The 24,587-nt window shown below is 69.0% G+C and carries 23 protein-coding genes; 16 read left to right on the top strand and 7 right to left on the bottom strand.

The window, feature by feature from the left end; translation table 11 throughout:
- Window positions 1-107: 107 nt before the first annotated feature.
- The gene (locus DSC_RS07040) at window positions 108-2,069 is read right to left on the bottom strand and encodes a CocE/NonD family hydrolase (RefSeq protein ID WP_014160457.1); all 1,962 of its coding nucleotides are present in this window, start codon (window positions 2,067-2,069) and stop codon (window positions 108-110) included.
- 170 nt (window positions 2,070-2,239) lie between these two features.
- The gene (rnd, locus tag DSC_RS07045; RefSeq protein WP_043290457.1) at window positions 2,240-3,322 is read right to left on the bottom strand and encodes a ribonuclease D; all 1,083 of its coding nucleotides are present in this window, start codon (window positions 3,320-3,322) and stop codon (window positions 2,240-2,242) included.
- Window positions 3,323-3,448: 126 nt separating this feature from the next.
- On the opposite strand from rnd, the gene DSC_RS07050 reads away from it, so the two are divergent.
- Window positions 3,449-5,308 carry a formylglycine-generating enzyme family protein gene (locus DSC_RS07050; RefSeq protein ID WP_083833598.1) on the top strand — a complete coding sequence of 620 codons (1,860 nt, stop codon included), beginning with the start codon at window positions 3,449-3,451 and terminating at the stop codon, window positions 5,306-5,308.
- 196 nt (window positions 5,309-5,504) lie between these two features.
- Here DSC_RS07050 and DSC_RS07055 read toward each other — a convergent pair whose 3' ends face one another.
- From DSC_RS07055 to gluQRS, 3 genes are all read right to left on the bottom strand, one after another.
- Entirely contained in the window at window positions 5,505-6,242 is a 738-nt protein-coding gene (locus DSC_RS07055) for a beta-ketoacyl-ACP reductase (RefSeq protein WP_014160460.1), read from the bottom strand.
- A gap of 67 nt (window positions 6,243-6,309) precedes the next feature.
- On the bottom strand, window positions 6,310-6,834 hold the full coding sequence (gene phaR / locus DSC_RS07060; RefSeq protein WP_014160461.1) for a polyhydroxyalkanoate synthesis repressor PhaR: 525 nt from the start codon (window positions 6,832-6,834) through the stop codon (window positions 6,310-6,312).
- A gap of 448 nt (window positions 6,835-7,282) precedes the next feature.
- On the bottom strand, window positions 7,283-8,188 hold the full coding sequence (gene gluQRS / locus DSC_RS07065; RefSeq protein ID WP_043290458.1) for a tRNA glutamyl-Q(34) synthetase GluQRS: 906 nt from the start codon (window positions 8,186-8,188) through the stop codon (window positions 7,283-7,285).
- Window positions 8,189-8,303: 115 nt separating this feature from the next.
- On the opposite strand from gluQRS, the gene htpX reads away from it, so the two are divergent.
- The 3 genes from htpX (at window position 8,304) to DSC_RS07080 (ending at window position 10,378) form a co-directional block, all read left to right on the top strand.
- Window positions 8,304-9,194 (top strand): protease HtpX, encoded by an 891-nt coding sequence (gene htpX / locus DSC_RS07070; RefSeq protein ID WP_043290459.1) that lies wholly within the window; start codon window positions 8,304-8,306, stop codon window positions 9,192-9,194.
- A 178-nt stretch (window positions 9,195-9,372) separates the two neighbouring features.
- Window positions 9,373-9,741, top strand: coding sequence for a type II toxin-antitoxin system prevent-host-death family antitoxin (locus DSC_RS07075; RefSeq protein WP_014160464.1), 369 nt, complete (start codon window positions 9,373-9,375; stop codon window positions 9,739-9,741).
- Entirely contained in the window at window positions 9,734-10,378 is a 645-nt protein-coding gene (locus DSC_RS07080) for an ATPase (protein WP_014160465.1), read from the top strand. Before DSC_RS07075 ends, DSC_RS07080 begins: the two co-directional genes overlap by 8 nt.
- 66 nt (window positions 10,379-10,444) lie before the next feature.
- Here the strand turns inward: DSC_RS07080 and DSC_RS07085 are convergent, their stop codons facing one another.
- Together DSC_RS07085 and epmB are read right to left on the bottom strand one after the other, a co-directional pair.
- Window positions 10,445-12,523, bottom strand: a complete 2,079-nt coding sequence (locus tag DSC_RS07085) for an EAL domain-containing response regulator (RefSeq protein WP_014160466.1) — start codon at window positions 12,521-12,523, stop codon at window positions 10,445-10,447.
- A 278-nt stretch (window positions 12,524-12,801) separates the two neighbouring features.
- Window positions 12,802-13,848 (bottom strand): EF-P beta-lysylation protein EpmB, encoded by a 1,047-nt coding sequence (epmB, locus tag DSC_RS07090; RefSeq protein WP_043290460.1) that lies wholly within the window; start codon window positions 13,846-13,848, stop codon window positions 12,802-12,804.
- 104 nt (window positions 13,849-13,952) lie between these two features.
- Here epmB and efp point away from each other — a divergent pair, with 104 nt between their 5' ends.
- The 12 genes from efp (at window position 13,953) to DSC_RS07145 (ending at window position 24,582) form a co-directional block, all read left to right on the top strand.
- On the top strand, window positions 13,953-14,519 hold the full coding sequence (gene efp / locus DSC_RS07095; RefSeq protein WP_014160468.1) for an elongation factor P: 567 nt from the start codon (window positions 13,953-13,955) through the stop codon (window positions 14,517-14,519).
- Window positions 14,520-14,986: 467 nt separating this feature from the next.
- Window positions 14,987-16,333 (top strand): TRZ/ATZ family hydrolase, encoded by a 1,347-nt coding sequence (locus DSC_RS07100; RefSeq protein ID WP_014160469.1) that lies wholly within the window; start codon window positions 14,987-14,989, stop codon window positions 16,331-16,333.
- 81 nt (window positions 16,334-16,414) lie between these two features.
- A complete protein-coding gene (gene ubiG / locus DSC_RS07105) occupies window positions 16,415-17,137 on the top strand; it encodes a bifunctional 2-polyprenyl-6-hydroxyphenol methylase/3-demethylubiquinol 3-O-methyltransferase UbiG (protein WP_014160470.1) in 723 nt (240 codons plus the stop codon).
- Between the two features lie 218 nt (window positions 17,138-17,355).
- Complete coding sequence (locus tag DSC_RS07110) at window positions 17,356-18,042, top strand: phosphoglycolate phosphatase (protein WP_043291076.1); 687 nt, start codon at window positions 17,356-17,358, stop codon at window positions 18,040-18,042.
- Entirely contained in the window at window positions 18,039-18,722 is a 684-nt protein-coding gene (locus DSC_RS07115) for an isoprenoid biosynthesis enzyme family protein (RefSeq protein ID WP_014160472.1), read from the top strand. Before DSC_RS07110 ends, DSC_RS07115 begins: the two co-directional genes overlap by 4 nt.
- A 327-nt stretch (window positions 18,723-19,049) precedes the next feature.
- Window positions 19,050-20,486: a cytochrome-c oxidase, cbb3-type subunit I gene (gene ccoN, locus DSC_RS07120; protein WP_014160473.1), complete on the top strand. Its 1,437-nt coding sequence runs from the start codon at window positions 19,050-19,052 to the stop codon at window positions 20,484-20,486.
- 9 nt (window positions 20,487-20,495) lie between these two features.
- Window positions 20,496-21,119, top strand: coding sequence for a cytochrome-c oxidase, cbb3-type subunit II (gene ccoO / locus DSC_RS07125; RefSeq protein WP_014160474.1), 624 nt, complete (start codon window positions 20,496-20,498; stop codon window positions 21,117-21,119).
- Window positions 21,120-21,121: 2 nt separating this feature from the next.
- Entirely contained in the window at window positions 21,122-21,271 is a 150-nt protein-coding gene (locus DSC_RS16020) for a cbb3-type cytochrome oxidase subunit 3 (RefSeq protein ID WP_014160475.1), read from the top strand.
- Complete coding sequence (gene ccoP / locus DSC_RS07130; RefSeq protein WP_014160476.1) at window positions 21,268-22,200, top strand: cytochrome-c oxidase, cbb3-type subunit III; 933 nt, start codon at window positions 21,268-21,270, stop codon at window positions 22,198-22,200. Before DSC_RS16020 ends, ccoP begins: the two co-directional genes overlap by 4 nt.
- Window positions 22,197-22,484, top strand: a complete 288-nt coding sequence (locus tag DSC_RS07135) for a hypothetical protein (RefSeq protein WP_014160477.1) — start codon at window positions 22,197-22,199, stop codon at window positions 22,482-22,484. Before ccoP ends, DSC_RS07135 begins: the two co-directional genes overlap by 4 nt.
- On the top strand, window positions 22,481-24,067 hold the full coding sequence (locus DSC_RS07140) for a 4Fe-4S dicluster domain-containing protein (RefSeq protein ID WP_014160478.1): 1,587 nt from the start codon (window positions 22,481-22,483) through the stop codon (window positions 24,065-24,067). Before DSC_RS07135 ends, DSC_RS07140 begins: the two co-directional genes overlap by 4 nt.
- Window positions 24,064-24,582 (top strand): FixH family protein, encoded by a 519-nt coding sequence (locus DSC_RS07145; RefSeq protein ID WP_014160479.1) that lies wholly within the window; start codon window positions 24,064-24,066, stop codon window positions 24,580-24,582. The genes DSC_RS07140 and DSC_RS07145 overlap by 4 nt, the downstream gene beginning before the upstream one ends.
- Window positions 24,583-24,587: the final 5 nt, after the last annotated feature.

Genomic DNA, 24,587 nt, shown 5'->3' on the forward strand with positions numbered 1-24,587 from the left:
AGAAGCGCTCATCGAACAAGCGCGGGCCTAACGGTAGCCGCTGGCTGTACCCGGACGTGGTCGGGATGGAGGACTTGGGTGCTGAATGGCACCAGGAAGAGGCCGCCTTACTCGGCCGCTGCCGCGCCGCCCCCGCTGACCACCGGCAGCACCAGCGCGCTGCCATCGGCACCGCCCAGCTTCACCGTGATGGTGGCCTTGCGATAGTCCTGCGGCTGGGCCAGGAAGATGCTGGGCACATAGGTCTGCGGGTTGCGGTCGTACAGCGGGAACCAGCTGGACTGGACCTGCACCATCACCCGGTGGCCAGGCAGGAAGGTGTGGTTGGCCTGGGGCAGGGCGAAGCCGATGCCGACCGGGGTGTTGGCCGGGATCGGGCTGGGATGCTCGAAGCTGTCGCGATAGCGCCCGCGCAGGATGTCGGCCGAGACCATCAGCTGGTAGCCGGCCATCTGCGGGTCGGCCGGCGTCTGGTCGGGATAGACATCGATCAGCTTGATCACGAAGTCGCCATCGCTGCCGGTCGTGGACAGGGTCAGCGCGACCCTGGGCGCGCCGCTGATGCGCAGCGGTGCGTCCAGCACCTGGCTGACGAAGGTCAGCACGTCCGGGCGCGTGGCCGCTTCACGCTGGTCGGTGACCAGCCACTGCGGCCAAGGGTTGTCATCGTAGCCCTGGCCCTTGACCGGGCGCGGCAGGAACGGCACCGGCTTGGCCGGATCGGACGTGTATGCGGCGCTGCCGGTCGCCGCCTGCGCCTGGAAGGCCAGCTGGCCCTGGTCCTGCAGGTACAGCGGGGTGGGCTTGATGCTGCAGCCCTCGGCACAGCCCAGCGGCCAGGCCTTCAGGTGCTCCCAGTGGTTCTCGCCGGTGCGGAACACGGTGACCGGCGCCACGTCCATCGCCGGCGCGGCATCCATCAAGTAATGGTCCAGGAACGGGCGCAGGACCTGGCTGCGGAAGCTGGCCGCGGTATCGCTGCCGAACTTGATCGGGCCCAGCGCGCTGCCATCGGTGCGTTGGCCGCCGTGGTTCCAGGGGCCCATCACCAGGAACACCTTGTCGTTGCCGGTGTCCTTGGGCTCGATCGCGTCGTACACGGCCAGCGCGCCATAGATGTCCTCCTGGTCCCACAGGCCATGGACCAGCATCACCGGCACCTTGAGCGGCTCGCGGGCCAGCAGCTTGTCCACCGCCTGCTGCTGCCAGAACGCGTCGTAAGCCGGATGCGCCAGCAGCTTGCGGAAGAAGCCGTTCTGCTCCATCCCGCGCGACTTACCCAGCGCACCGGCTGAGCCGGCCTTGAGGTAAAAGTCGTACTGGTCGGTGGTGGTTTCGATCCAGTCGATGGTGTTGCCGGCCGAGTTCACCTGTTCGTAGATGTAGGGCAGGCCGATCTGGCGGAAGGCGCCGTTGTGGAACCAGTCATCGCCGATCCAGCCATCGACCATCGGGTTCATCGGCACGGCCACCTTCAGCGCCGGATGCGGATGGAACAGCGCCATCAGGCTGGTGAACCCGTCGTAGGAGATGCCCAGGATGCCGACCTTGCCGTTGCTTTCCGGCACGTGCTTGACCAGCCAGTCGATGGTGTCCCAGGTATCGGTGGAATGGTCCACGCTGCTGTCGTTGAGCGGACCGATCTGCGGCCGGTTCATCACGTAGTCGCCTTCCGAGCCGTACTTGCCGCGCACGTCCTGGACCACGCGGATGTAGCCGTCCTTGTGGAACAGCTCGGGAAAGTTGTCGTAGCCCTGCAGCACCGCGCCGAGCTGGTTGCTCTTGGCGTGGCTGGTCATGCCGTCGGCATCGTACGGCGTGCGGGTCAGCAGCATCGGCGCGCGCCGGGCACTGGCGGGAATCAGGATGACGGTGTGCAGCTTGACGCCGTCGCGCATCGGGATCTGGACCACGCGCCGTTCAAAATCGGCCTGCGGATCGTGGGCGACGAAGTGCGCCGGCCTGTCGCTGGCCGCCGTCCCGGTGGTCTGTGCATGGAGCGCGGCCGCGTGGCCCAGGCTCAGCAAGGCAGCCAGGCAGAAGAGGAAGGCAGGGCGGTGCAGGGGCATCAGACGCTCCGACAAGGGCAGGGATGCCGCACGACCTCCAGGCCGGGACGGACGCCGGCAGCGGATGGACGTGGGAAACGGCAGCGTAGCGTGTTCCAGACTGTGGGCAAAAGCGCTTTCGCCACCCGCGTTTGCGCGGCATGGAGGCGCGCCACCGGCCCGCGCGCGGCTCAGGGGGCGGGCGGCAGCAGCGGTGCCAGCACCGGTTCCAGCTGCTCGCGGCGCCAGCCGGACAGCGCGGCCGGCCATTGGCCGCGCTCCATCAGCGCCTCCAGCCAGCGGCGCGAGGCCAGGATGCCGTCGGGCAGGCCGAGCGCGGCCGCTTGCCGGGCCACCGCGTCCTGCATTTTCTTCAGGCGTTGCTTGTCCTGGTCGGTGGCCTTGGCCAGTGGTGCCTCGGCTTCGTCTTCCAGGGGCGTGGACAGCGCCTCCCAGATCGCATCGGCCAGCTTTCTGGGAGCCTTGGGCTGCTGCTCCAGCCAGCGCGTCAACGCTTGGCGCGAGGCCGGCGGGTTGCGCGCCAGGGTCAGGGCCAGTTCGTTGTCCAGGATCCAGCTGCGCGGCCGATCGCTGGCCCGGGCCTGGGCCTCGCGCCAGCGCAACAGGCGCAGCAGCCGGCGCTGGGCGTCGGCATCGACAAACTGCGCACTGCGCATGGACAGGTGCGGCCAGCGTTCGCCACCGGCGTCGCTGGCCTGGGCGACCATGCGCGCACAGTCGGCGGCCAGCCACGGGCTGCGGCCCAGCGCGTCCAGCCTGGCCGACAGGGCCTGGTAGATCGCGCCCAGGTGGGTGACATCGTCGGCGGCGTATTCCAGCTGTGCGGCTGACAGCGGCCGGCGCAGCCAGTCCGAACGGGTCTCGCCCTTGGCCAGGGGCACGCCGGTGATCTCGGCGACCAGCTTCTGGTAGCCCAGGCCGCCGCCCACGCCGGCCAGCGCCGCGGCGATCTGGGTGTCGAACAGCGGCGAAGGCTGGGTGCCGCAGGCCCATCCCAGTGCCACCAGGTCTTCGCTGGCGCTGTGCATCACCTTGACCACATCGGGATTGGACAGCAGCGGGGCCAGCGCCTGGTTGATGCCCGGCACCAGCGGATCGACCAGCAGGATCCTGTCGCCGATGGCGATCTGGACCAGGGCCAGCTGCGGCCAGAAGGTCTTTTCGCGGATGAATTCGGTGTCCATTCCCACCCAGGCGGGCAGCTGCTGCAGGTGCGCACGCAGCGCGTCGGCGGTGTCGATCCAGAGGGTCACGCAGGTCTCTTCGGTGAATGCGGGGTTTGCCGGCTCGGGCGACAATAGCCTACCGTCCTTTGCCAACCGGCTGCCCGGCCCCACATGATCGGAGCAAGATTGCGGCGCATCGTCCCCGCCCTGCTGATGCTGGCCCTGCTGATGCTGATGCTGGCCGGCTGTGGCGAGCGCGCGGCCGATCCGGTAGCGGCGCCACAGGCCTCGCCGCCGCCCACCTCGCCGCCGGCGGCATCGGTCTCCGTGCCGCGGCGTCCCAGCGTCACCGTCAGCACCGATGCCGGCGACGAGGCCGGACTCAACTGGACCCCGCCGGCGCTGGTGCTGACCAGGGAGCAGGTGCGTCAGGCACGCCGTGACGCGGCCGCCGCCGTGCGCGCCGGCGACCTGTTCGAGGGCCCGCGCGATGCCATCCCGCTGTATCTGGCGCTGCTGCGCCTGGACCCGGAGGACCGCCTCGCCCAACGTGGCCTGGCCCGTGCGGCGAGCGCGCTGCTGGCCCAGGGCGAGCGCGCCCTGGCCGCGGCCGAGGATGACAGTCAGGCGCTGGCCCGCGCAGTGCGCATCGCAGCGGTGCTGCGCACGGTGCTTCCCGATGACACGCGCACCCAGGCCTACCTGGCCAGGCTGGACCTGGCCGAACAGCTGGCCCGGCTCAACGCCACTGGCGAGAGCCAGCTGCGCCAGGGCCTGCTGGGCGAGGGCGACGCGCCTGGCGCGCTGGACAGCTTTCGTAGCGCGCTGGAGCTGGCCCCGGGCCAGTCACGCGCCCGGCAGGGCCTGGCCGCCACCGAGAGCGCCTTCATCCGGCGCGCCGAGGACGCCGCGCGCGCCGGTGACTTTGAGGGTGCGGCGCGCTGGATGGGCTTTGCCAGCCAGGTGCGTGCCGACGCCCCGACGGTCAAGGACGCCTACGCGCGGATCGAGCAGGAGCGCGCCCGCCAGATCGCCGCCTTGCGCGATGCCGGGGTGGCCGAGCTGGCTACGCCACTGGGCCTGAAATCGGCGCGGGAAAAACTCGCTGCCGCGCTGCGCATTGCTGCGCCGGGTGATCCGGTGGTCGCCGACCTGCGCCAGCGCATCGACCTGGCGACCCATTACGGCCTGTTCCGCCCCGGCCAGGCCTTTACCGATGCGCTCGCGGGCGGCGGACGCACCCCGACCATGGTGGTGGTGCCGCACGGCGGCTTCCGCATGGGCGCTGACGAGGACGAGCCGGGCGCGACCCAGGCCGAGCAGCCGGCGCATTACGTGCGCTTCGATCGCGGCTTCGCGGTATCGCGCCATCCGGTGACGGTAGGTGAATTCCGGCGCTTCGTGCAGGCCACCGGCCACCGCGCGCGGGCCACCCGGCGCGGGCACTCGATGGTCTACGACGAGCGCAGCGGCAACTTCGTGCGGCGCAGCGGCGTGGACTGGCAGTCCGGCTATGCCGGGGCCAGGGTCGGCGATGACATGCCGGTGCTGCACGTGAGCGTGCGCGACGCCGAGGCCTACGCCGACTGGCTGGCCGAGCAGACCGGCCACGGCTACCGTCTGCCCAGCGAGGCCGAGTTCGAGTACGTGCTGCGCGCCGGCACCCAGGGCCGCTATCCCTGGGGCAACGAGAACCCGCCACCGAAGGGCGTGGCCAACCTCGCCGGCGGCAACGACGTCTCGCCCAGCGGGCGGCGCTGGGCCAACGCCTTCGTCGGCTATGGCGACGGCTGGTGGGGGCCGGCGCCGGTGGGCACCTTCAGGCCCAACCCCTGGGGCCTGTACGACCTGGGCGGCAATGTCAGCGAATGGGTGACCGACTGCTGGCACGCCAACTTCCGCCGCGCCCCGGCCGACGGCGCGGCCTGGTTCAACCCCGGCTGCCGGGCGCGGGTCGTGCGCGGTGGGGCATGGGCCAGTTCGCCGCAGCAGGCGCGGGCGGCGTGGCGGTCCTCGCAGGATTCGGACGTGACCAGCGCACGCGTGGGCTTCCGGGTGGTGCGCGGCATCTAACGCGACGTCAGCGCAGGCCCGAACCGGGCCGACGGGCCTGTCCGCCGGTGCCGGGCGACGCGACGCAGCGATCGGGCCAGGCGCAACGCGCCCTGGCTGGCATTGAGGCCGCGGGTGGCAATGCCAGGATCGTGACCGCGGCGCCAGCGAGCGCAGCCCAGGACCAGCCGCTGTCAGCGCGGCGGTGGGGGCCTGCTCAGAAGCTCATGTACAACCCGCCGTTGACCGGAAGGTTGGCGCCGGTGATGTAGCCGGCGTCTTCTTCGCACAGAAAGCGCACCGCGCGGGCGATGTCGGCCGGCTCACCCAGGCGGCCGACCGGCACTGCCGCCAGGGTCTTGTCCAGGACCGCCTGCGGCATCGCCGCGGTCATTGGCGTGCGTACGTAGCCGGGCGAGACGCTGTTGACGGTGATGCCCTTGGCGGCCACCTCGCGTGCCAGCGACATGGTCAGTCCGTGCAGGCCGGCCTTGGCCGCAGCATAGTTGGCCTGGCCAAAGTTTCCGGTCTGACCGCTGACCGAACTGATGTTGACGATGCGCCCGTAGCCGCGCGCCACCATGCCTTGGACGGCGTAATGGCACAGCTGGAAGGCGCTGGTCAGGTTGACCTGCAGCACCGCGTTCCACTGGCCAAGGTCCATCTTGCGCAGCGTGGCATCGCGGGTGATGCCGGCGTTGTTGATCAGCACGTCCAGTGCGCCAAAGCGCGCCTGCACGCGAGCCACCAGCGCTGCGCATTGCCCATCGTCGGCGACATCGGCCGGTTCGAAATGCACCGCCCCTGCGGTTGCCTCGGAAAATGCCTGCAGGCGCGCCGCGTCGGCGGGCAGGTCGGTGGCCACCACCGTGTGGCCGGTTTCAGTCAGTGCGCGGCAGATCGCCGTTCCCAGGCCACCGATGCCGCCGGTGACCAGTGCGATGCGTGGAGTCATTCGGTCTTTCCTTAACAAAAAACCCGCGCCAGGCGGGTGGGGGCGATCAAGCCGCGACGCATGTGGATCAGCGGCGCGTCTTGTTCGGCTCGCGCTGCGGCGGTGGATCCTTGCTGGGGGTCGAAGACGGCGTCGGACGGGCGCTCGGGCTGCCCATGCCGGCGGTCATGTTGCGCTGGAACTCCTTCCAGATCTCCAGGTTGCGCTCGGTCAACTGGTTCATCATGGCCCACGGCGTCTGTCCCAGCAGGTTGCCCATCTGCTGGCGGAACTGCGCCTGCTGGTCCATGAAGACCTGCATGCTGCGTTCCAGGTAATTGCCCATGAAACCCTGCAGCGAATCGCCATAGAACCGGATGATCTGGCTGAGCAACTGGGTGGACAGCACCGGCTCGCCATCCTGCTCGCGCTCGCTGATGATCTGCATCAGCACCAGACGGGTGAGGTCCTCGCCGCTCTTGGCATCGCGGACCTCGAATTCCTCACCGTCCACGATCAGCTGGCGCACGTCCTCGATGGTGATGTAGCTGGAGATTTCGGTGTCGTAAAGACGGCGGTTGGGGTACTTCTTGATGATTCGGGTCGCAGCCATGTAGCGGTCACCTCAACCAAGGTGCGCGGAGCATGCGCCCGGGTTTTTTGCGGCGCAACCATACTTTTGGAGCGTTCCAGGTTCGGAGTTTCCGTGCCTGATGTGTGTCTGGCCACGTTTTTGCCAGCACCCGCCGGCGTTGGCCGACAGGTTGGCGGCGGTGCGGATCCGGGAGAGGACCGAGCTGCGCAGGTCCGTTGGCCCTGCCATGCGTGCCGATGCCGGGCGCGATGCGGGAAGTCATTGGGTCGATCGTTGTGCCGCAAGGCCGGGCAGTGTTGATTCTAGCAGTCTGTCGGACTTTGGTCGGCCGGGCTGCGAATCCGCCTGTGCGGTCCATCTTTCCGCCGCTTCTTGGCCCATGGCACCACTATGGGCCGGCGAACCGTCGAAAATCTGACCTCGCACAGCCGAATTCTCGCCTCGACCACCAAAGCCCGACAGGCTGCTAGTCAGCCGCATCGCCCAGGCCATGGTGCGGCGCGGCGTAGAGGGCCGGCACCGCCGGCAGCCGTGCCGGATCGAAGTGCTGCCGTGCCGCTTCCAGCGCCGCATGGGTGGTGTGGGCGCGTGCCAGCGCAGCGGGTGCCTGGCCAAGCTGGCGCCAGGCCGTGCGCATCGCCTCCAGCGCATGGGCCGCGTCCAGTGGCTGGGCCGCGTCGGACTTGGACAGCTTGCGCCCGCTGCCATCCAGCAGCAGCGGCAGGTGCAGGTAGCGCGGCGTGGGCAGGCCGAGCGCGCGCTGCAGCAGGATCTGGCGCGGCGTCGAATCGAGCAGGTCGGCGCCACGGACCACCTCGGTGATGCCCTGGTCGGCATCGTCGACCACCACCGCCAATTGGTAAGCCCAGCAGCCATCGGCGCGACGCAGGACGAAGTCGCCAACCTCGGCCTGCACATCCTGGGTCCGCACGCCCTGCAGGCCGTCTTCGAAGGTGACAATGCTGTCACCGCCAACCTTCAGTCGTACCGCCGGATCGGGCCGTTTCCTGCGTGCCACGCAGCGATGGTGGATGCCGCCGGTCGCGGCCAGGTCGGCGCGGCTGCAGTGGCATTGGAACGCCAGGCCTGTCTCCAGCAGCCGGGTCAGCGCTGCCTGGTAAGCCGCATGCCGTGTGTGTTGCCACAGCACCGGTGCATCGCTGCAAAGGCCCAGGTTTTCCGCCATTTGCAGCTGCGCGCGCGCCGCACCAGGGACTTCGCGTGGCCGGTCCAGGTCCTCCACGCGGACCAGCCATTGGCCATGGGCATGGCGCGCCAGCAGCCAGCTGCCCAGGGCAGCGAGCAGCGAGCCGGCGTGCAGCAATCCGGTCGGGGAGGGCGCGAACCGGCCCCGGTAGCAAGTCGATGGCATGGGGGAAAACTTGGCAGGAATGGCTGAATGCGCGGTCAGCAGGCAGCTTGAAGTCAACCGGTGGCGTCCACAAGATTCGCTGCAGTTCCCCCCCCCCAATATTCCGGAGTTCCCCGTGTTGACCCGCATCGCGTTGTTCCTGCTGACCAACCTGGCCGTGCTGGCCCTGGCCAGCGTGGTGATGTCCCTGCTTGGCGTGAATCCATCCAGCATGGCGGGCCTGCTGGTGATGGCCGCGCTGTTCGGCTTTGGTGGCTCGATCATTTCACTGCTGATGTCCAAGTGGATGGCCAAGCGCGCCACCGGCGCGGTGGTCATCGACACCCCGCGCAACGAGGCCGAGCAGTGGCTGGTCCAGACCGTGCGCCGCCAGGCCCAGGCCGCCGGCATCGGCATGCCCGAAGTGGCCGTGTACGAGGCGCCGGAGATCAATGCCTTCGCCACCGGCGCCAACCGCAACAACGCCCTGGTGGCCGTGTCCACCGGCCTGCTGCGGCAGATGACCCAGGCCGAGGCCGAGGCGGTGCTGGGCCACGAAGTCAGCCACATCGCCAATGGCGACATGGTCACCATGGCCCTGCTGCAGGGTGTGCTGAACACCTTCGTGATCGTGCTGGCGCGGGTGGTCGGCGGGGTCATCGACAGCTCCCTGTCCGGCAATCGTGAGGGCAACAGCCGCGGCATGGCCTACTACGCCATCGTGTTCGTGCTGGAGATGGTGCTGGGCCTGTTTGCCACGATGATCGCGATGTGGTTCTCGCGTCGCCGCGAGTTCCGCGCCGACCATGGCGGCGCCACCCTGGCCGGCCGGCAGAAGATGATCGCCGCGCTGGAGCGCCTGTCGACCAACGACGGCGCCAGCACGCTGCCTTCGCAGGTGGAAGCCTTCGGCATCAATGGCGGCGTCGGCCATGGCCTGAAGAAGCTGTTCCTGAGCCACCCGCCGCTGCCCGAGCGCATTGCCGCGCTGCGTGCGGCCCAGCAGCGCACCGGCACGGTGATGTAAGGAGACACCGGGGTGCGGCAGCACGCGCCGCCCGATGGCTCGGCGTTGCGGATGTGCACGGCGGCGTTTTGGGGCGGGTCAAGACCCGCCCCACGCTCGCCGTCTGCATGTGGCCATAGTTCATCGAAAAAGGCCAATCGGGAGATATGATGGTCATATCAGCAAGGGAGGCTCGCCAATGAGCAGCGCGGTTCACGTCACTGAAGCGGTGGATGCCCTGGTTGGACTGCCGACAGCGACGGCGGCTGATGTGAAGCGGCTGGGATGGCGCAAGATCATGGACACAGCCCAGTCCCAGGGTGCCGTGGTGGTGACCCATCACGGCGTCCCGGAGGGTGTGGTGGTGTCTGCGGCGGAGTTTGAGCGCATGCAAGCTGCTGGCAGGGCCGCGCAGGCCACGCAGGAGCGCCTGCTGGGCGACTACCGCAGGCAGTTCCGGGAACATCTGGCGGTCCTGGCCGAGCCGGGCACGGCGGACAGGATGCGCGAGTTCATGGACCGGCCCTGGGCATTGCAGCGACGGGTCAGCGCGGGAGAGGATGATTGATCGGCCTGCGCTGGTCGTCCTGGCTGGCGTCAACGGTGCGGGCAAGAGTTCGCTGGGCGGTGCCGCCTTGAGGGAAGCCGAGCTTGCCTGGTACAACCCGGACACTTACTCCCGCGGCCTGCAGGAACGGTTGGGCTACGCCAGGGAAGCGGCCGACGCCGAGGCCTGGAAGGAAGGCCTGGCGATGCTGGAGGAGGCCATCGCCCAAGGCCGATCCCACGCCTTCGAGACGACGCTGGGCGGGCGCACGATCACGCAACGGCTGATCGATGCGACCGCCACGCACGAGGTCATGGTCTGGTACTGCGGTCTTCGCTCGCCCGAGTTGCACATCGAGCGGGTGGCCCTGCGGGTGACCGCCGGCGGGCATCACATCCAATCGGACAAGATTCGCCAGCGCTACCTGAGCGCACCGCTGAATCTCATCAGGCTGATGCCGCACCTGGCGGCCTTGCGGGTCTACGACAACAGCGCATCGGTGCCGCTCGGCATGCGGATCTCCCCTCCCAGGCTGGTGCTGCACATGAAGCATGGCCGGATCGTGTGGCCAGTCGGCCGGGAGGACGTCGCTTCGGTCCCTGAATGGGCACAGCCGATCGTCGGTGCTGCGCTGGCCCAGGCCACTGGCGCCGCTTAGCATCGGGGCAATGGCAGTGGCCAGAGTTGCCGGTGCCGCGCGCGGCCGGGCACGCAGGGGCCTTGATCAGGCGGTGAAGTCGAAGCTCATCTCCGGCGCCGCCTGGCCGACGAAGTGGCCTTCCACGTAGTCGATGCCCGCACCGAAGAGCAGCGACATGGTGGCCGGATCCTGGATGTGCTCGGCGATGGTGACCATGCCATCGCGCTGGGCGCGGGCGGTGATCTGGCGGATCTTGTCCTGGGCTTCGGTGGCGCGCGTCTGGTCCTGGCAGAAGCTGCGGTCCAGCTTGAGGAAGGCCGGAGTGAAGTGGGCCAGCAGCTGGAACGAATCCAGGCCGGTGCCGAACTGTTCCAGGCCGACCTTGCAGCCCAGCCCGGTGGCGGCGGTCAGCAAATCCTGGGCGCCGCGCAAGTGGGTGAACACCTTGGCCTCGGTGGTTTCCAGCCACAGCCGCTGGCCCGGCACGCCGTGGGCGGCCAGCTCGCGCGCGATCAGCTCGATCAGGCGCGGATCGCCGAATGAGGCCTGGCTGACCTTGACCAGCAGCCGCACCGGGCGGCCGGCGCGTTCGCGCTCGCCCAGCACCGCGATCGCACGGGCCACGACCCAGCGGTCGATCTCGCCCAGCAGTCCGGCTTGCTCGGCGATGGCCAGGAAGCTCACCGGCTTGATCCTTTCCCCGCCGGTGGTTTCCAGGCGCAGGAAGACCTCGTAGAAATCGCCCGGCTCGCCCAGCAGCGGGATGATCGGCTGGTAGTGCAGCACGAAGCCTTGCTCGGCCAGCGCATGGCGCACCAGGCCCAGGATCCGCTGCTCGCGTTCCTGTTCGGCGCGATCCACCGCGGCCGGGTCGAAGATCTGCACACCGTTGCCGCCCAGGTTGGCCGCCGACTGCAGGTTCTCGCTGGCGCGCGCCAGGACCTGGCCGACGCTGGCGATCTTCTCGCCGATCTGCACCCCGCCGATGCTCAGGGTGACGGTCACCGCACGGTTGCCGATCTCGAACACGTGCGAGGCGAAGCCCGCACGCAGCGCCTCGGCCAGCTCGGTGGTATGGGTGTGCGCGCCTTTGCACAGCACCGCAAAGCCGTGCTCGGTGAAGCGCGCGGCCACCATGTCCGGCTCCAGGGTGGCGGTGAAGTGCGCGGCCATCGCCGCGATCAGCGCATCGGCCCAATCCAGGCCGATGTCCGGCAGCAGGCGCGCGTAGTGGTCTGGTTCGACCAGCAGCAGGCCGTACTGCACATCGCTCTGGGCAACCTCGGCCACGGCGTCTTCCAGTGCGTGCAGGAAGGCCGGGCGGTTGAGCAGCCCGGTCACCATGTCGCGCTGGCGCAGGTCCTGGACTTCGCGTGCCAGCTCGGTGTTGAGCTCGCGGCGGCGGAACACGACCTGCACGCACGGCTCGCCTTCGTAGCTGGCCGTGACAAATTCCATCACCGCCGGGAAGCCCTCGCCGGCCTGGGTGCGGGCCTGGCATTCGTAGCGCGGCGGCGGGGCTTCGCCCTTGCCGATGCGCTTGAGCAGCTGCTTGAAGTCATCCACGTCCTTGGGTGCGATCAGATCCAGCAGTGACAGGCCTTCGATGTCCTCGAAGGACTCGAAGCCGAACATCTCAAGGTAGGCATCGTTGGCGCGGATATGCATGCCTTCATGCACGTAGGCGATGGGATCGCGCGAGGAGGCGATCAGCGCATCGCAGCGGCGCTCGGTCTCGCGCAGCTGGGCCTCCAGGCGGCGCAGGCCGCGGCGCGATTCCAGATCTTCCCATTCGTTGCGCAATACGCTGAGCAGATGGTCCGGGCGGGTGCGCAGTGCCAGGGCGCGCGCGCCGTGGACCAGCTCATCGATCACCGAGGCATCGCCCGGTGCATCGATCATGATCACCACCGGGATGTCCTTGCCGCTGGCCAGGACCTGGGCCAGCACGTCGTGCACCGGAATGCCGCGGGCGCCCCTGGCCGCCAGGACCAGATCCACCGGCTGACTGGCCAGCTGCCGGGCCAGTTCGTCCAGGTCCAGCGGGCGCAGGGCGCGCACCGCGATGCCTTCGTTGCGGAAGGTGCTGACCACCGCTTCGGCCGCATCGCCGCTGTCGTCGACGATGATCAGTCGCACGGGGGTGTCTTTACCGATCTGCATTGCCTGGGTTCTGCCGGGGGACGCCGTTTAATACAGCAGCCGAGCCGGAGCGTCCATCCTGGGCTGGATGCATGGCCGACAGCAATCCCCTGCCGATCCTGCGAGAGAACGGCCCTAGGAGTCTGTCGGGCTTTGGCGGTCGAGGCGAAAATTCGGCTGCGCGAGGACAGATTTTTGGCGATTCGCCGCCCCATAGTGGTGCTATGGGGCAAGAAGCGACGGAAATATGGACCGCACAGCCGGATTTGCAGCCCGGCCGGCCAAAGTCCGACAGGCTCCTAGAGCGCGCGCTTGCCGGTATCGCCTGGAATCTCGCGCACCAGGCGCGGTACCAGATAGCCGGACAGGCGCGCGGCCAGCTGCGCGTGCAGGGCCAGCGCGGTGGCGTCGTCCACCTCGAAATGGGCCACGCCCTGGACCCGGTCCAGCTGGTGCAGGTAGTAGGGCAGCACCCCGGCGGCCAGGCCGCGTGTGGACAGGTCGGCCAGTGCCTGGACGCTGTCATTGACCCCGCGCAGCAGCACGGCCTGGTTGAGCAGCAAGGCGCCGGCGCCGCGCAGCGCAGCCAGCGCAGCATCGACCCGGGCATCGAGCTCGTTGGCGTGGTTGGCATGCACGACCACGGTCACCGGCCAGGGCAGGGCCGACAGCCACTGCAGCAGCGCCGCATCGACGCGTTCGGGCAGGACCACCGGCAGGCGGCTGTGGATGCGCAGGCGTTTGAGGTGCGGCACGGTGGCCAGCGCGTCGGTCAGTTCGGCCAGCTTGGGCGTGGACAGCGACAAGGGATCGCCGCCGGAGAGGATCACTTCGTCGATGGTGTCGTCCGCGCCGATCCGGGCGATGGCCTGGGCCCAGTGATCGCGCGCGGCGGTTTCCTCGCCATAGGGGAAATGCCGGCGGAAGCAGTAGCGGCAGTGGATCGCGCAGCTGCCGGTGGCCACCAGCAGTGCCCGGCCGTCGTATTTCTGGATCACGCCGGTGGCCGAACGCGCCGCGGCATCGCCGACCGCGTCCAGGCCGAAACCGGGCAGCACGCGCAGCTCCGCATCCAGCGGCAGCACCTGGCGCAGCAGCGGATCGTGCGCATCGCCGTGGCGCATGCGCGCGATGAACCCGCGCGGGACCCGCAACGGGAACTGCGCGGCGGCCTGGCTGGAGACCTGCAGCGCCACCGATTCCAGGCCCAGTAGCTGCAGCAGTTCGGCCGGTTCGCGCACGGCCTGGCGCAGCGCCTGCTGCCAGCCGCCGGGCTGCAGCGGAGCGGGGGGGCTGGGCGGATCGGCCGGGGCCGGCTGTCTGGAGGCGTGTGCTGCAGGTATCATGGCGGCTTCAGAAAACAAGCGCCCGCCGGTCGCGGCGGGCTTTCCCATTGTATCCGGCCGGTCGCCACAGGCGGCGGGTTTGCCTTACCCGAGGAGTTTTGCCCATGGCCAGTTACGGCATGAACGACGTCAAGAACGGGATGAAGATCCTGGTCAACAACGAGCCTGCGATCATCACCGACACCGAGTACGTCAAGCCAGGCAAAGGGCAGGCCTTCACCCGGGTGAAGTACCGCTTCATCAAGTCCGGCCGGGTGGTCGAGCTGACCATGAAGGCCACCGACTCGCTGGAAGCGGCCGACGTGGTCGATACCGACATGCAGTTCCTGTACACCGATGGCGAGTACTGGCACTTCATGCAGCAGGAGACCTTCGAGCAGGTCCAGGCCGACAAGACCGGCGTCGGCGACGCCGCCAAGTGGCTCAAGGGCGAGGAAGCCTGCGTGGTGACCCTGTGGAACGGCACCCCGATCGCGGTGCAGGCGCCGAACTTCGTCGAGCTCAAGATCACCGAGACCGACCCGGGCGTGCGCGGCGATACCTCCGGCGGCGGCGGCAAGCCGGCCACCCTGGAAACAGGCGCGGTGGTGCGCGTGCCGCTGTTCGTCGGCCAGGACGAAGTGATCAAGGTCGACACCCGCACCGGCGAATACGTCAGCCGGGTGAAGTGACCTGATGGCGCGTGCGCAGGCGCACGCCTTTGCCATCAGGTCATCCCCGCGAAAGCGGGAAGTGCCCCACAACCGCCGCATGGCGGGTCATCCAGGGACGTTGCAGTTGCAGTCGCCCTTGCAGTCGCCCTTGCCGTTACGTCATCCCCGCGAAAGCGGGAAGTGCCCCACAACCGCCGCATGGCGGGTCATCCAGGGACGTTGCACTTGCAGTCGCCTTTGCCGTTACGTCATCCCCGTGCAGGCGGGAAGTGTCCCACAACCGCCGCACGGCAGGTCATCCAGCGCCTTTGCTCCTGCTTTTGCCGTTGGGTTCGTTTCTTCGCAAAGCCGGACAGCGCAAAGTCAAAGTCCCTGGATCCCCGCCTGCGCGGGGATGACGTCCCGGGAATGACGACGATCTGGAAATCCTTCGCGTCCCGGTTGAACGGCTTTGCCGGGCGCGCCACACAACCAAGCGAGACAGCATGAGCCCAGCCACCATCACCCCCGAATCCTGTGACCTGTTGATCGAGGCCGGTTTCGTGGTCCCGGTGGAGCCGCATGCGGTGGTGTGGGAAGACCACGCGGTGGCGATCAGCGGCAGCGAGATCGTCGCGATCCTGCCCACCGCCCAGGCCCGCACGCGCTTTGTGCCCAAGCAGCTCGTGCAGCGGCCCGGATCGGCGTTGATCCCCGGGCTGGTCAACGCCCACACCCACAACCCGATGACCCTGCTGCGCGGCATTGCCGACGACCTGCCGCTCAAGGTCTGGCTGCAGCAGCACATCTGGCCGGTGGAAGGGGCGGTGATGGGGCCGCAGTTCGTCGCCGACGGCATCACCCTGGCGATCGCCGAGATGCTGCGCGGCGGCACCACCTGCGTCAACGAGAACTACTTCTTCCCCGATGTGCAGGCGGCCACCTACAAGCACCACGGGTTCCGCGCGCGGATCGGCCTGCCGGTGATCGACTTTCCCACCGCCTGGGCCAGCAGCGATGACGAATACTTCGACCGCGCCGGCGAGGTCCACGACCAGTGGCGCGGCGATCCGCTGATCGCCACCGCGTTCGCGCCGCACGCGCCGTACACGGTCAGCGACGCCAGTTTCGAACGGGTGCGGATGCTGTCCGACCAGCTGGACGTGCCGGTCCACCTGCACCTGCACGAGACCGCGCAGGAAGTGCAGCAGTCGCTGGACCAGTATGGCCAGCGCCCGATCGCGCGCCTGCAGCGCCTGGGCCTGATCAATGACCGGTTGATCGCCGTGCACATGACCCAGCTGACCGAGGCGGAGATCCACCTGTGCGCCGAACGCGGCGTCTCGGTGGTCCATTGCCCGGAATCCAACCTCAAGCTCGCCTCCGGCTTCTGCCCGGCGTGCGCATTGGCCAGGGCTGGGGTGAACCTGGCCATCGGCACCGATGGCTGCGCCTCCAACAACGACCTGGACATGTTCAGCGAGACCCGCACCGCGGCGATCCTGTCCAAGGCCGTGGCCAACGATGCGGTCGCGCTGGATGCGTTCGCGGCGCTGCGTGCGGCCACCCTGGGCGGGGCCAGGGCGATCGGTTTCGATGCCCAGGTCGGCACCCTGGAGGTGGGCAAGCAGGCCGATATCGCCTGCGTGGACCTGTCGGCACTGGAAACCCAGCCGCTGCATCACGTGGTCTCGCAGCTGGTCTATGCCACCGGCCGCCACCAGGTCACCGATGTGTGGATCGCCGGGCGCCAGCGCCTGGCCGAGCGCCAGCCGGCCGGCATCGACATGGCCGGGGTGGTCGCCAACGCGCGCCAGTGGCGCCAGCGCATCGTCGGCCTGCATCCGGCCTGACCGGCTCACCCCACGAAAGCGGCGCGACGGGCCATCATATCGACGGTTTCCCGCACCTGATGCCCTGTTACGGAGTTCCCCATGTCCACTGCACCCGACCGCGCCGCGTCGCCCAACTTCGATCAGGCCGAGCTGGACAAGTTCGGCGCGCTGGCCCATCGCTGGTGGGATCCGGACGGCCCGCAGAAGGCGCTGCATGCGCTCAACCCGGTGCGCCTGCAGTACGTGGCCGCGCGCCTGCCGCTGGCCGGCAAGCGCGTGCTGGACGTGGGCTGCGGCGGCGGCCTGCTGAGCGAGGCACTGGCCGCGGCCGGTGCCCAGGTCACCGCCATCGACCTGGCGCCCGAACTGCTGAAAGTGGCCCGCCTGCACACGCTCGAATCCGGCGTGGAGGTGGATTATCGCCAGATCGCGGTGGAGGCGCTGGCCGAGCAGGCGCCGGAAAGCTTCGATGCGATCACCTGCATGGAGATGCTGGAGCATGTGCCCGACCCGGGCGCGATCATCCAGGCCTGCGCGCGCCTGCTCAAGCCCGGCGGCCAGCTGTTCCTGTCCACGCTCAACCGCACCCCGGCCGCATTCGCCCTGGCGGTGGTCGGCGCCGAATACCTTGCCAGGCTGCTGCCCAAGGGCACCCACAGGTACGCCGACTTCATCAAGCCCTCCGAACTGGCGGCCTGGACACGCCAGTGCGGCCTGCAGCTGACCGATGTCAGCGGCCTGGTCTACGAGCCATGGCGCGGCGCGGCGCGGCTGAGCCGGCGCACCGAGGTCAATTACCTGGCCTGCGCGGTGAAGCCTTGAAGAGCCGGGACTCGGGACCCGGGACCCGGGACCCGGGAAAGGCGGTCGCGTCTGTTGCGGATGAAGCGATCGCGGGTCCTCTCGGCATGCAGGGGACGGTGCGTGATGATCCAACTTTCGAGTCCCGAGTCCCGAGTCCCGAGTCCCGGCCTGATCCGGGTCCCGGGTCCCGGGTCCCGGGTCCCGGCTCCTGGCCTTTCCCGGGTCCCGGGTCCCGGATCCCGGGTCCCGGCTTTCCGAGTGTCGCCCTGTTCGACCTGGACGGCACGCTGCTCGACAGCGCGCCGGACATGGTCGCCACCGTCAATCGCATGCTGGCCGCACGCGGGCGCGCGCCGCTGACGCTGGAGACGGTGCGCCCGCACGTGTCCAAGGGTGCGCGTGCGATGTCCGGCGCGGCGTTTCCCGAGCTGTCCATCGCCGAGCGCGAGGCGCTGGTGCCCGAGTTCCTGCGCGTCTACGCCGGCGAGCTGGGCAGGCACGGCGCACCGTTCGATGGCATCGAGCAGATGCTGCGTGCGCTGGAAGCCGCCGGCGGCCGCTGGGGCATCGTCACCAACAAGCCTGAAGGACTGGCCCGGGCGCTGATGCCGCTGCTGGGCTGGCAGTCGCGCTGCGCGGTGCTGATCGGCGGCGACACCCTGGCCCAGCGCAAGCCGCATCCGCTGCCGCTGCAGGAAGCCGCGCGCCGGCTCGGCGTGGCCATCGACGATTGCGTGTACGTGGGCGACGACGAACGCGACATCCAGTCCGCGCGCAGCGCCGGGATGGCGTCGATCGCCGCGCTGTGGGGCTACCGCCTGGACCACGACGATCCGCTCACCTGGCAGGCCGATGTGATGCTCGAGCGGGCGCTCGATCTGCTCGACCCAGGCAACTGGCCGCGGCGAGGTCAGGCGCGGTGAGCGAGTCCACCGCGCTGGACAACTTCCTGGAGAAGTGGCGCAGCCGCTGGCCGGAATGGCAGCTGGTGCAGGGCTTCGTCCCCGAGCCGCAGCGCCGCATCGCCGTGGCCTGGTTCGCGCTGCTGCAGGAACTGGCCGATGCAATGAACATCGCCGGCGATCCCTTGCCGGCCGATGCCAAGCTGGCCTGGTGGGGCGAGGAACTGCGCGACTGGGCGCGGCACCGTTCGCGCCATCCGCTGGGCCGGGTGCTCGAACCGGTCCAGGCGCCATGGGCGCTGCTGGCCGATGCCTTGCCGGCGCTGTCGCTGATGCGTGGCCTGCCGCAGGAAGCCGACGCCGCGCTGCCGCTGGTGGCGCCGCTGGCCAATGCGATCGCGCAGGTCGAAGCCGGGCTGTTTCCGGGCGCGCGCCGCCGCAGCGCCCTGCCGGAACTGTCCGCGCAGCTGCTGTTCACCCGCTGGATGGAGGTCCCGCCGCACGCCGACGCGCCGCGCTGGCGCGAGGCCTTGCTGGCCCATTGGCCGGCCAGGGTGGGTGGCCCGCGCCCACGCCGGGTGCTGGCCACCCTGATGCGCCTGCGCCTGCAGCACCTGCACGCCGACGGCCAGGGCAGCACGCCGAGCAAACCGTTGAAACTGGTATGGACCACCTGGCGCGCGGCCGCCGGCGGCAGCTGATCGGCAACGGCGTTGGCAGGTGTCCATTCGCGTGCAGGGGCGGACTGCCGGCGGCGCGCCCGCCCTCGGCCAGAGAAAGCATGCCGATTGTCGAGTAGCGCTACAGCGCCGGCGTAGCGCATGGCGGGCGCCACGGCGGCACGTGCGGACCCTCGGCGCGGCGCCAGGCGGGGTGGTCCGCGCAATCGCCGCAATCGGGTGCAATCGGATGCAACCGGCGGCGGGCGTGGCGCATCGAAACGTGCGCCGGTCCTTGATCTGGATCAATGGCAGCCGGCGGCTTGCCCTCTACCCTGCGTATCGTCTCAGCCGCGGGGAGCAGCGCGCATGCAAGGTGCCGGAGAAACCTACAACGACAAGGTGGTGCGCCAGTTCGCGCTGATGACCGTGGTCTGGGGCATCGTCGGCATGCTGGTCGGGGTGCTGATCGCCGCCCAGCTGTACTGGCCGGCACTGAACTTCGACCTGCCATGGCTCAGCTACGGCCGGCTGCGCCCGCTGCACACCAACGCGGTGATCTTCGCCTTCGGCGGCAGCGCGCTGTTCGCCACCAGCCTGCACGTGGTCCAGCGCACCAGCCATGTGCGGCTGATTTCGGACCGGCTGGCGGCGTTCGTGTTCTGGGGCTGGCAGGCGGTCATCGTCGCCGCCGCGGTGACCCTGCCGCTGGGCCTGACCCAGGGCAAGGAATACGCCGAGCTGGAGTGGCCGATCGACATCCTGCTCGCGGTGGTCTGGGTCGCCTACGCGGTGCTGTTCTTCGGCACGATTGCCAGGCGCAAGGTCAAGCACATCTACGTGGCCAACTGGTTCTACGGCGCCTACATCATTACCGTGACCCTGCTGCACATCGTCAACAACATCGCCATTCCGGTCGGGCCGTTCAAGTCCTACCCGGTCTACAGCGGCGCGGTCGATGCGATGGTGCAGTGGTGGTACGGGCACAACGCGGTCGGCTTCTTCCTGACCGCCGGCTTCCTCGGGATGATGTACTACTTCGTGCCCAAGCAGGCACAGCGGCCGATCTATTCCTACCGCCTGTCGATCGTGCACTTCTGGGCGCTGATCGCGGTGTACATGTGGGCCGGCCCGCACCACCTGCACTACACCGCGCTGCCGGACTGGGCGCAGTCGCTGGGGATGGTGTTCTCGCTGATCCTGCTGGCACCGTCGTGGGGCGGGGCGATCAACGGCATCATGACCCTGTCGGGAGTCTGGCACAAACTGCGCACCGACCCGATCCTGAAGTTCCTGATCGTCTCGCTCTCGTTCTACATGATGAGCACCTTCGAGGGGCCGATGATGTCGATCAAGACGGTCAACTCGCTCAGCCACTACACCGACTGGACCGTGGGCCACGTGCACGCCGGGGCGCTGGGCTGGGTGGCGATGATCTCGATCGGCTCGATCTACGCGTTGCTGCCGCGCCTGCTGGGGCGCGAACAGATGTTTTCGATCAAGGCCATCGACACCCATTTCTGGCTGCACACCGCCGGGGTGGTGTTCTACATCGCCTCGATGTGGATCGCCGGGATGATGCAGGGCCTGATGTGGCGCGCGACCAACGCCGACGGCACGCTGACCTACAGCTTCGTCGAGGCACTCAACGCGACCTACCCGTACTACCTGATCCGCCTGGGCGGTGGCCTGCTGGTGCTCAGCGGCATGGGCCTGATGGCCTGGAACGTGTGGCGCACCTACCTTGCCGGCAGCCTGGCGGCGCAGCCGGTGCTGGTTCCCGCCGCTTCCGAAGCACGCGCCTGAGGTGCGGACATGAGCCAATCCAACAATTCCCACGAAAAGATCGAGCGCAACGTCGGGCTGATGGCGGTGCTGATCGCCGTGGCGGTCTCCTTCGGCGGACTGGCCGAAATCGTGCCGCTGATGTTCCAGGCCGAGGCGATCGAACCGCTGCCCGGGGTCGAACCCTACCCGGCGCTGCAGCTGGCCGGGCGCGACGTGTACGTGCGCGAGGGCTGCTACAACTGCCATTCGCAGATGGTGCGCACGCTGCGCTTTGAGAGCGAGCGCTACGGCCATTACTCGCTGGCCGGCGAATCGGTATACGACCGCCCGTTCCAGTGGGGCAGCAAGCGCACCGGGCCGGACCTGGCCCGGGTCGGCGGGCGCTATTCCGACGACTGGCATCGGGTCCACCTCGACAATCCGCGCGACGTGGTGCCCGAGTCGAACATGCCCGGCTTCCCCTGGCTGGCCGGCACCCCGCTCGACGGCGCCACGGTGGCCAGGAGGATGCGCGGGCTGCAGGCACTGGGCGATCCGTACAGCGACGCGCAGATCCAACAGGCGCCGGCCGACGTGCAGGGCAAGACCGAGCTGGATGCGGTGGTGGCCTACCTGCAGGGCCTGGGCAAGCACGCGCCGAAGGGGGGCTGAGCATGGTTTCCGGCATCGTCACTGCGATCCTGCTGGCGCTGTTCGTCGGCGGCTGGATCTGGGCGTGGAATCCGCGCCACAAGGCCGACTTCGACGCGACCGCGCGCCTGCCGCTGGATGATGAAAACGACACGGGGGAGCATCGGCCATGAGCACCGGCTGGACATGGTTCATCGTCGCACTGGTGGTGAGCAACCTGATCGGGTGCGCGGCCCTGCTGTGGTGGACATCGCGGCGGCGCCCGGGGGATCCGGCGCCGGAGGAGACCAGCCACGTCTGGGACGGCGACCTGACCGAATACAACAAGCCGCTGCCGCGCTGGTGGATCAACCTGTTCTACCTGACCCTTGTCTTTGGCGTGGGCTACCTGTTCTGGTTCGGAGGTCTGGGCGGCATCGCCGGCTACGGCAAGTGGTCCTCGGCGTCCGAGCACGCGGCGGACAAGGCGCTGGCCGCGCGGAAACTGGAGGCGACCTTCCGTCCCTATGCCGGCCAGCCGATCGACCGGCTGGCCCAGGACCCGAAGGCGCTGACCCTGGGCCGGCAGATCTTCGCCAACACCTGCGCCACCTGCCACGGCTCGACCGGGCAGGGCGCGATCGGCTACCCGAACCTGACCGATAACATCTGGCACTGGGGCGGCGATCCGGACACGATCCTGACCACGGTGCTCGACGGCCGCCAGGGCGTGATGCCCGAGTGGGGCACGGCGCTGACCAGCATGGGCGGCCCGGACGCGGTCGAGTACGTCGTTGCCTACGTGCGCACCCTGCGCGACCCGTCGCTGCTGTACAACAACTACCCGGCCGCCCGCGGCAAGGATCTCTACGACGGCCTGTGCGTGGCCTGCCACGGCCCCGCCGGCAAGGGCAACCAGGCGCTCGGCGCGCCCGACCTGACCGACGACTACTGGCTGTACGGCAACAGCAAGGAAAGCCTGGTACAGACCATCAGCAAGGGCCGCCAGGGCACGATGCCGGCGCACCGCGACCTGCTCGGCGAAACCCGCGCGCGGCTGGCCGCCGGCTACGTGTGGTCGCTGTCACATCCGCCGGCCGCCAGGGCCGCGCAGGCTCCATGAACGTCACCGGCCAACCGCTGGACGACGCCGGTCCGCGTGTCCGCCGGATCGGCGCGATCCTGTGGCCGAGCTTCTTCAGCGCCGGCGTCTGCACCATGGTGTTCTTCGCCTTCATCGACCCGCTGGAACTGCGCCAGATCACTTTCCCGCAGTGGCCGATCACCCGCCAGCTCGGCTACACGCTGGGTTTTTTCATGTTCTGGCTGGCGACTGCCGCCTCGAGCCTGTTCACCTGGATCCTGCTGCGCGCGGGCGGCCGTGATCAGCGCCCGCCGCCGCAATGAACACACGTCCCCAAGACGACGCCGGCGCCGGCGGCTCGTTCTACGTCAGCGAACGCAAGGTCTACCCGCGCGAGGTGTCCGGCCCGCTGACAAGGCTGCGCACCGCGGCAGTGTTCTGGCTGCTGGGGATGTTCTACCTGTTCCCGTGGCTGCGCTGGGACGGGCATCAGGCGGTGCTGTTCGACCTGCCGGCGCGCAAGTTCCACGTGTTCGGCCTGACCTTCTGGCCGCAGGACTTCCTGTTCCTGGCGCTGCTGCTGATCATCGCGGCGCTGGCGCTGTTCTTCTTCACCGCGCTGGCCGGGCGCCTGTGGTGCGGCTACGCCTGCCCGCAGACGGTGTGGACCGAGGTGTTCCTGTGGATCGAGCGCTGGACCGAGGGCGACCGCAACCGGCGGATGAAGCTCGACGCCGGCCCGTGGACCGGCGAGAAGCTGCTGCGCAAGGGCGCCAAGCACGCGCTGTGGGCGCTGTTCGCGCTGTGGACCGGCTTCACCTTCGTCGGCTTCTTCACCCCGATCACCGAACTGGCGGCGCGCGCGCCGTTGCTGGGCAGCGCGCCGGGCTGGGGCGGCTGGGAAACCTTCTGGGTGCTGTTCTACGCGCTGGCCACCTGGGGCAACGCCGGTTTCCTGCGCGAGCAGGTGTGCAAGTACATGTGCCCGTACGCACGCTTCCAGAGCGCGATGTTCGACCGCAACACGCTGCTGATCGCCTACGACCCGATGCGCGGCGAACCGCGCGGACCGCGCAAGCACATCCCCAGCGTGCTGCAGCGCGAGCGCGGCCTGCTGGACCCGGACACCGCCAACGACTACGTGCTGCGGGCGCACTACAACCCCAGCGCCGCCGACGCGCGCCTGCAGGCGCGCGGCACCATCACCTTCGCCGGCGCTGGCGCCACCTTTGCGCCACTGCCGAAGTTTGCGCCGGAGCAGCTGGGCGACTGCATCGACTGCACCATCTGCGTGCAGGTCTGCCCGACCGGCATCGACATCCGCAACGGCCTGCAGTACGAGTGCATCGCCTGCGGCGCCTGCATCGACGCCTGCAACGGGGTGATGCGCAAGCTGGGCTACCCGGACGGCCTGATCCGCTATTCGACCCAGAACGCGATCGACGGCAAGCGCACCCGCATCCTGCGCCCGCGCGTGCTGATCTACGGCGCGCTGCTGGTCGCGCTGCTGGCCGGCTGGGGCTGGGGCGTGACCCACCGCAGCACGCTGATCGTCGAAGTGCTGCGCGACCGCAATGCCCTGTTCCGCGAAAGCGCTGATGGCTCAATCGAGAACGACTACACGCTCAAGCTGGTGAACAAGACCGAACACGCCCGGCAGTACATCGTGGCCCTGCGAGAGGACCAGGCGGACGGTCATGACGACGACCATGGCGACGACGAGGGCCTACGCCTGCGCACGCCGTCCGCGATCACGGTGGCCGGCGGCGCCGTTGCATCCATACCGCTCACCGTGGTCGGCCCGCACGACGCGCACGGCCGGCGCGAAGTGCACTTCGACATCGCCGCTGCCGACGGCAGCGCGAAAATGAGCGTCGAAAGCAGCTTCTTCGGACCGGCCCGATGAGCCGCTCCGATTCGACGAACCGCGCCAGGCCCTTCTGGCGCGAACCGATGGTCTGGCTGGTGCTGGGCATCCCGCTGGTTTCGATCGTGGTCGGCGTCGGCCTGGTGGTGGTCGCCACCCGCAGCGGCGGCAACGACGCGGTGGGAGACCAGGTGCAACGCGTCTCGCAGATCCAGACCACCGACCTCGGGCCCGACCAGGCTGCACGCCAGCGCGGGCTGCTCGCGGTGCTGCGGGTCGTGGACGGCGCGGTCGAAGTGTTGCCGGCCAGTGCCGGCTTCGACCGTGCCGCGCCGCTGCGTGCGACCTTCGAGCACCCGCTGCACGCCCAGGCCGACCTGCAACTGCAACTGCAACCCAGCGCGCTGGGCTGGCGCGCCCCGGCGCGGATCGACAACGGCCATCACTGGCGCGTGCAACTGGCGCCGGCCGACGGCAGCTGGCGGCTGCGCGGCCGCCTGCCGCGCCAGCAGCAGGCGGTGCGCTTGGCGCCGGCGCTGTCCAGCGGCGACTAGGCATC

The sequence above is a fragment of the Pseudoxanthomonas spadix BD-a59 genome, from assembly GCF_000233915.3.
Classification (GTDB): domain Bacteria; phylum Pseudomonadota; class Gammaproteobacteria; order Xanthomonadales; family Xanthomonadaceae; genus Pseudoxanthomonas_A; species Pseudoxanthomonas_A spadix.

What these genes read in the sequence shown, in the direction of transcription:
- phaR (WP_014160461.1), bottom strand. Translation starts at nt 6,834, where the DNA reads ATGGCTGCGACCCGAATCATCAAGAAGTACCCCAACCGCCGTCTTTAC.
- ubiG (WP_014160470.1), top strand. Translation starts at nt 16,415, where the DNA reads ATGTCCACTGCACCCGACCGCGCCGCGTCGCCCAACTTCGATCAGGCC.
- DSC_RS07050 (WP_083833598.1), top strand. Translation starts at nt 3,449, where the DNA reads ATGCTGGCCCTGCTGATGCTGATGCTGGCCGGCTGTGGCGAGCGCGCG.
- DSC_RS07075 (WP_014160464.1), top strand. Translation starts at nt 9,373, where the DNA reads ATGAGCAGCGCGGTTCACGTCACTGAAGCGGTGGATGCCCTGGTTGGA.
- DSC_RS07100 (WP_014160469.1), top strand. Translation starts at nt 14,987, where the DNA reads ATGAGCCCAGCCACCATCACCCCCGAATCCTGTGACCTGTTGATCGAG.
- DSC_RS16020 (WP_014160475.1), top strand. Translation starts at nt 21,122, where the DNA reads ATGGTTTCCGGCATCGTCACTGCGATCCTGCTGGCGCTGTTCGTCGGC.
- ccoN (WP_014160473.1), top strand. Translation starts at nt 19,050, where the DNA reads ATGCAAGGTGCCGGAGAAACCTACAACGACAAGGTGGTGCGCCAGTTC.
- DSC_RS07055 (WP_014160460.1), bottom strand. Translation starts at nt 6,242, where the DNA reads ATGACTCCACGCATCGCACTGGTCACCGGCGGCATCGGTGGCCTGGGA.
- ccoP (WP_014160476.1), top strand. Translation starts at nt 21,268, where the DNA reads ATGAGCACCGGCTGGACATGGTTCATCGTCGCACTGGTGGTGAGCAAC.
- ccoO (WP_014160474.1), top strand. Translation starts at nt 20,496, where the DNA reads ATGAGCCAATCCAACAATTCCCACGAAAAGATCGAGCGCAACGTCGGG.
- DSC_RS07080 (WP_014160465.1), top strand. Translation starts at nt 9,734, where the DNA reads ATGATTGATCGGCCTGCGCTGGTCGTCCTGGCTGGCGTCAACGGTGCG.
- DSC_RS07140 (WP_014160478.1), top strand. Translation starts at nt 22,481, where the DNA reads ATGAACACACGTCCCCAAGACGACGCCGGCGCCGGCGGCTCGTTCTAC.
- gluQRS (WP_043290458.1), bottom strand. Translation starts at nt 8,188, where the DNA reads ATGCCATCGACTTGCTACCGGGGCCGGTTCGCGCCCTCCCCGACCGGA.
- DSC_RS07040 (WP_014160457.1), bottom strand. Translation starts at nt 2,069, where the DNA reads ATGCCCCTGCACCGCCCTGCCTTCCTCTTCTGCCTGGCTGCCTTGCTG.
- DSC_RS07145 (WP_014160479.1), top strand. Translation starts at nt 24,064, where the DNA reads ATGAGCCGCTCCGATTCGACGAACCGCGCCAGGCCCTTCTGGCGCGAA.
- DSC_RS07135 (WP_014160477.1), top strand. Translation starts at nt 22,197, where the DNA reads ATGAACGTCACCGGCCAACCGCTGGACGACGCCGGTCCGCGTGTCCGC.
- DSC_RS07085 (WP_014160466.1), bottom strand. Translation starts at nt 12,523, where the DNA reads ATGCAGATCGGTAAAGACACCCCCGTGCGACTGATCATCGTCGACGAC.
- efp (WP_014160468.1), top strand. Translation starts at nt 13,953, where the DNA reads ATGGCCAGTTACGGCATGAACGACGTCAAGAACGGGATGAAGATCCTG.
- epmB (WP_043290460.1), bottom strand. Translation starts at nt 13,848, where the DNA reads ATGATACCTGCAGCACACGCCTCCAGACAGCCGGCCCCGGCCGATCCG.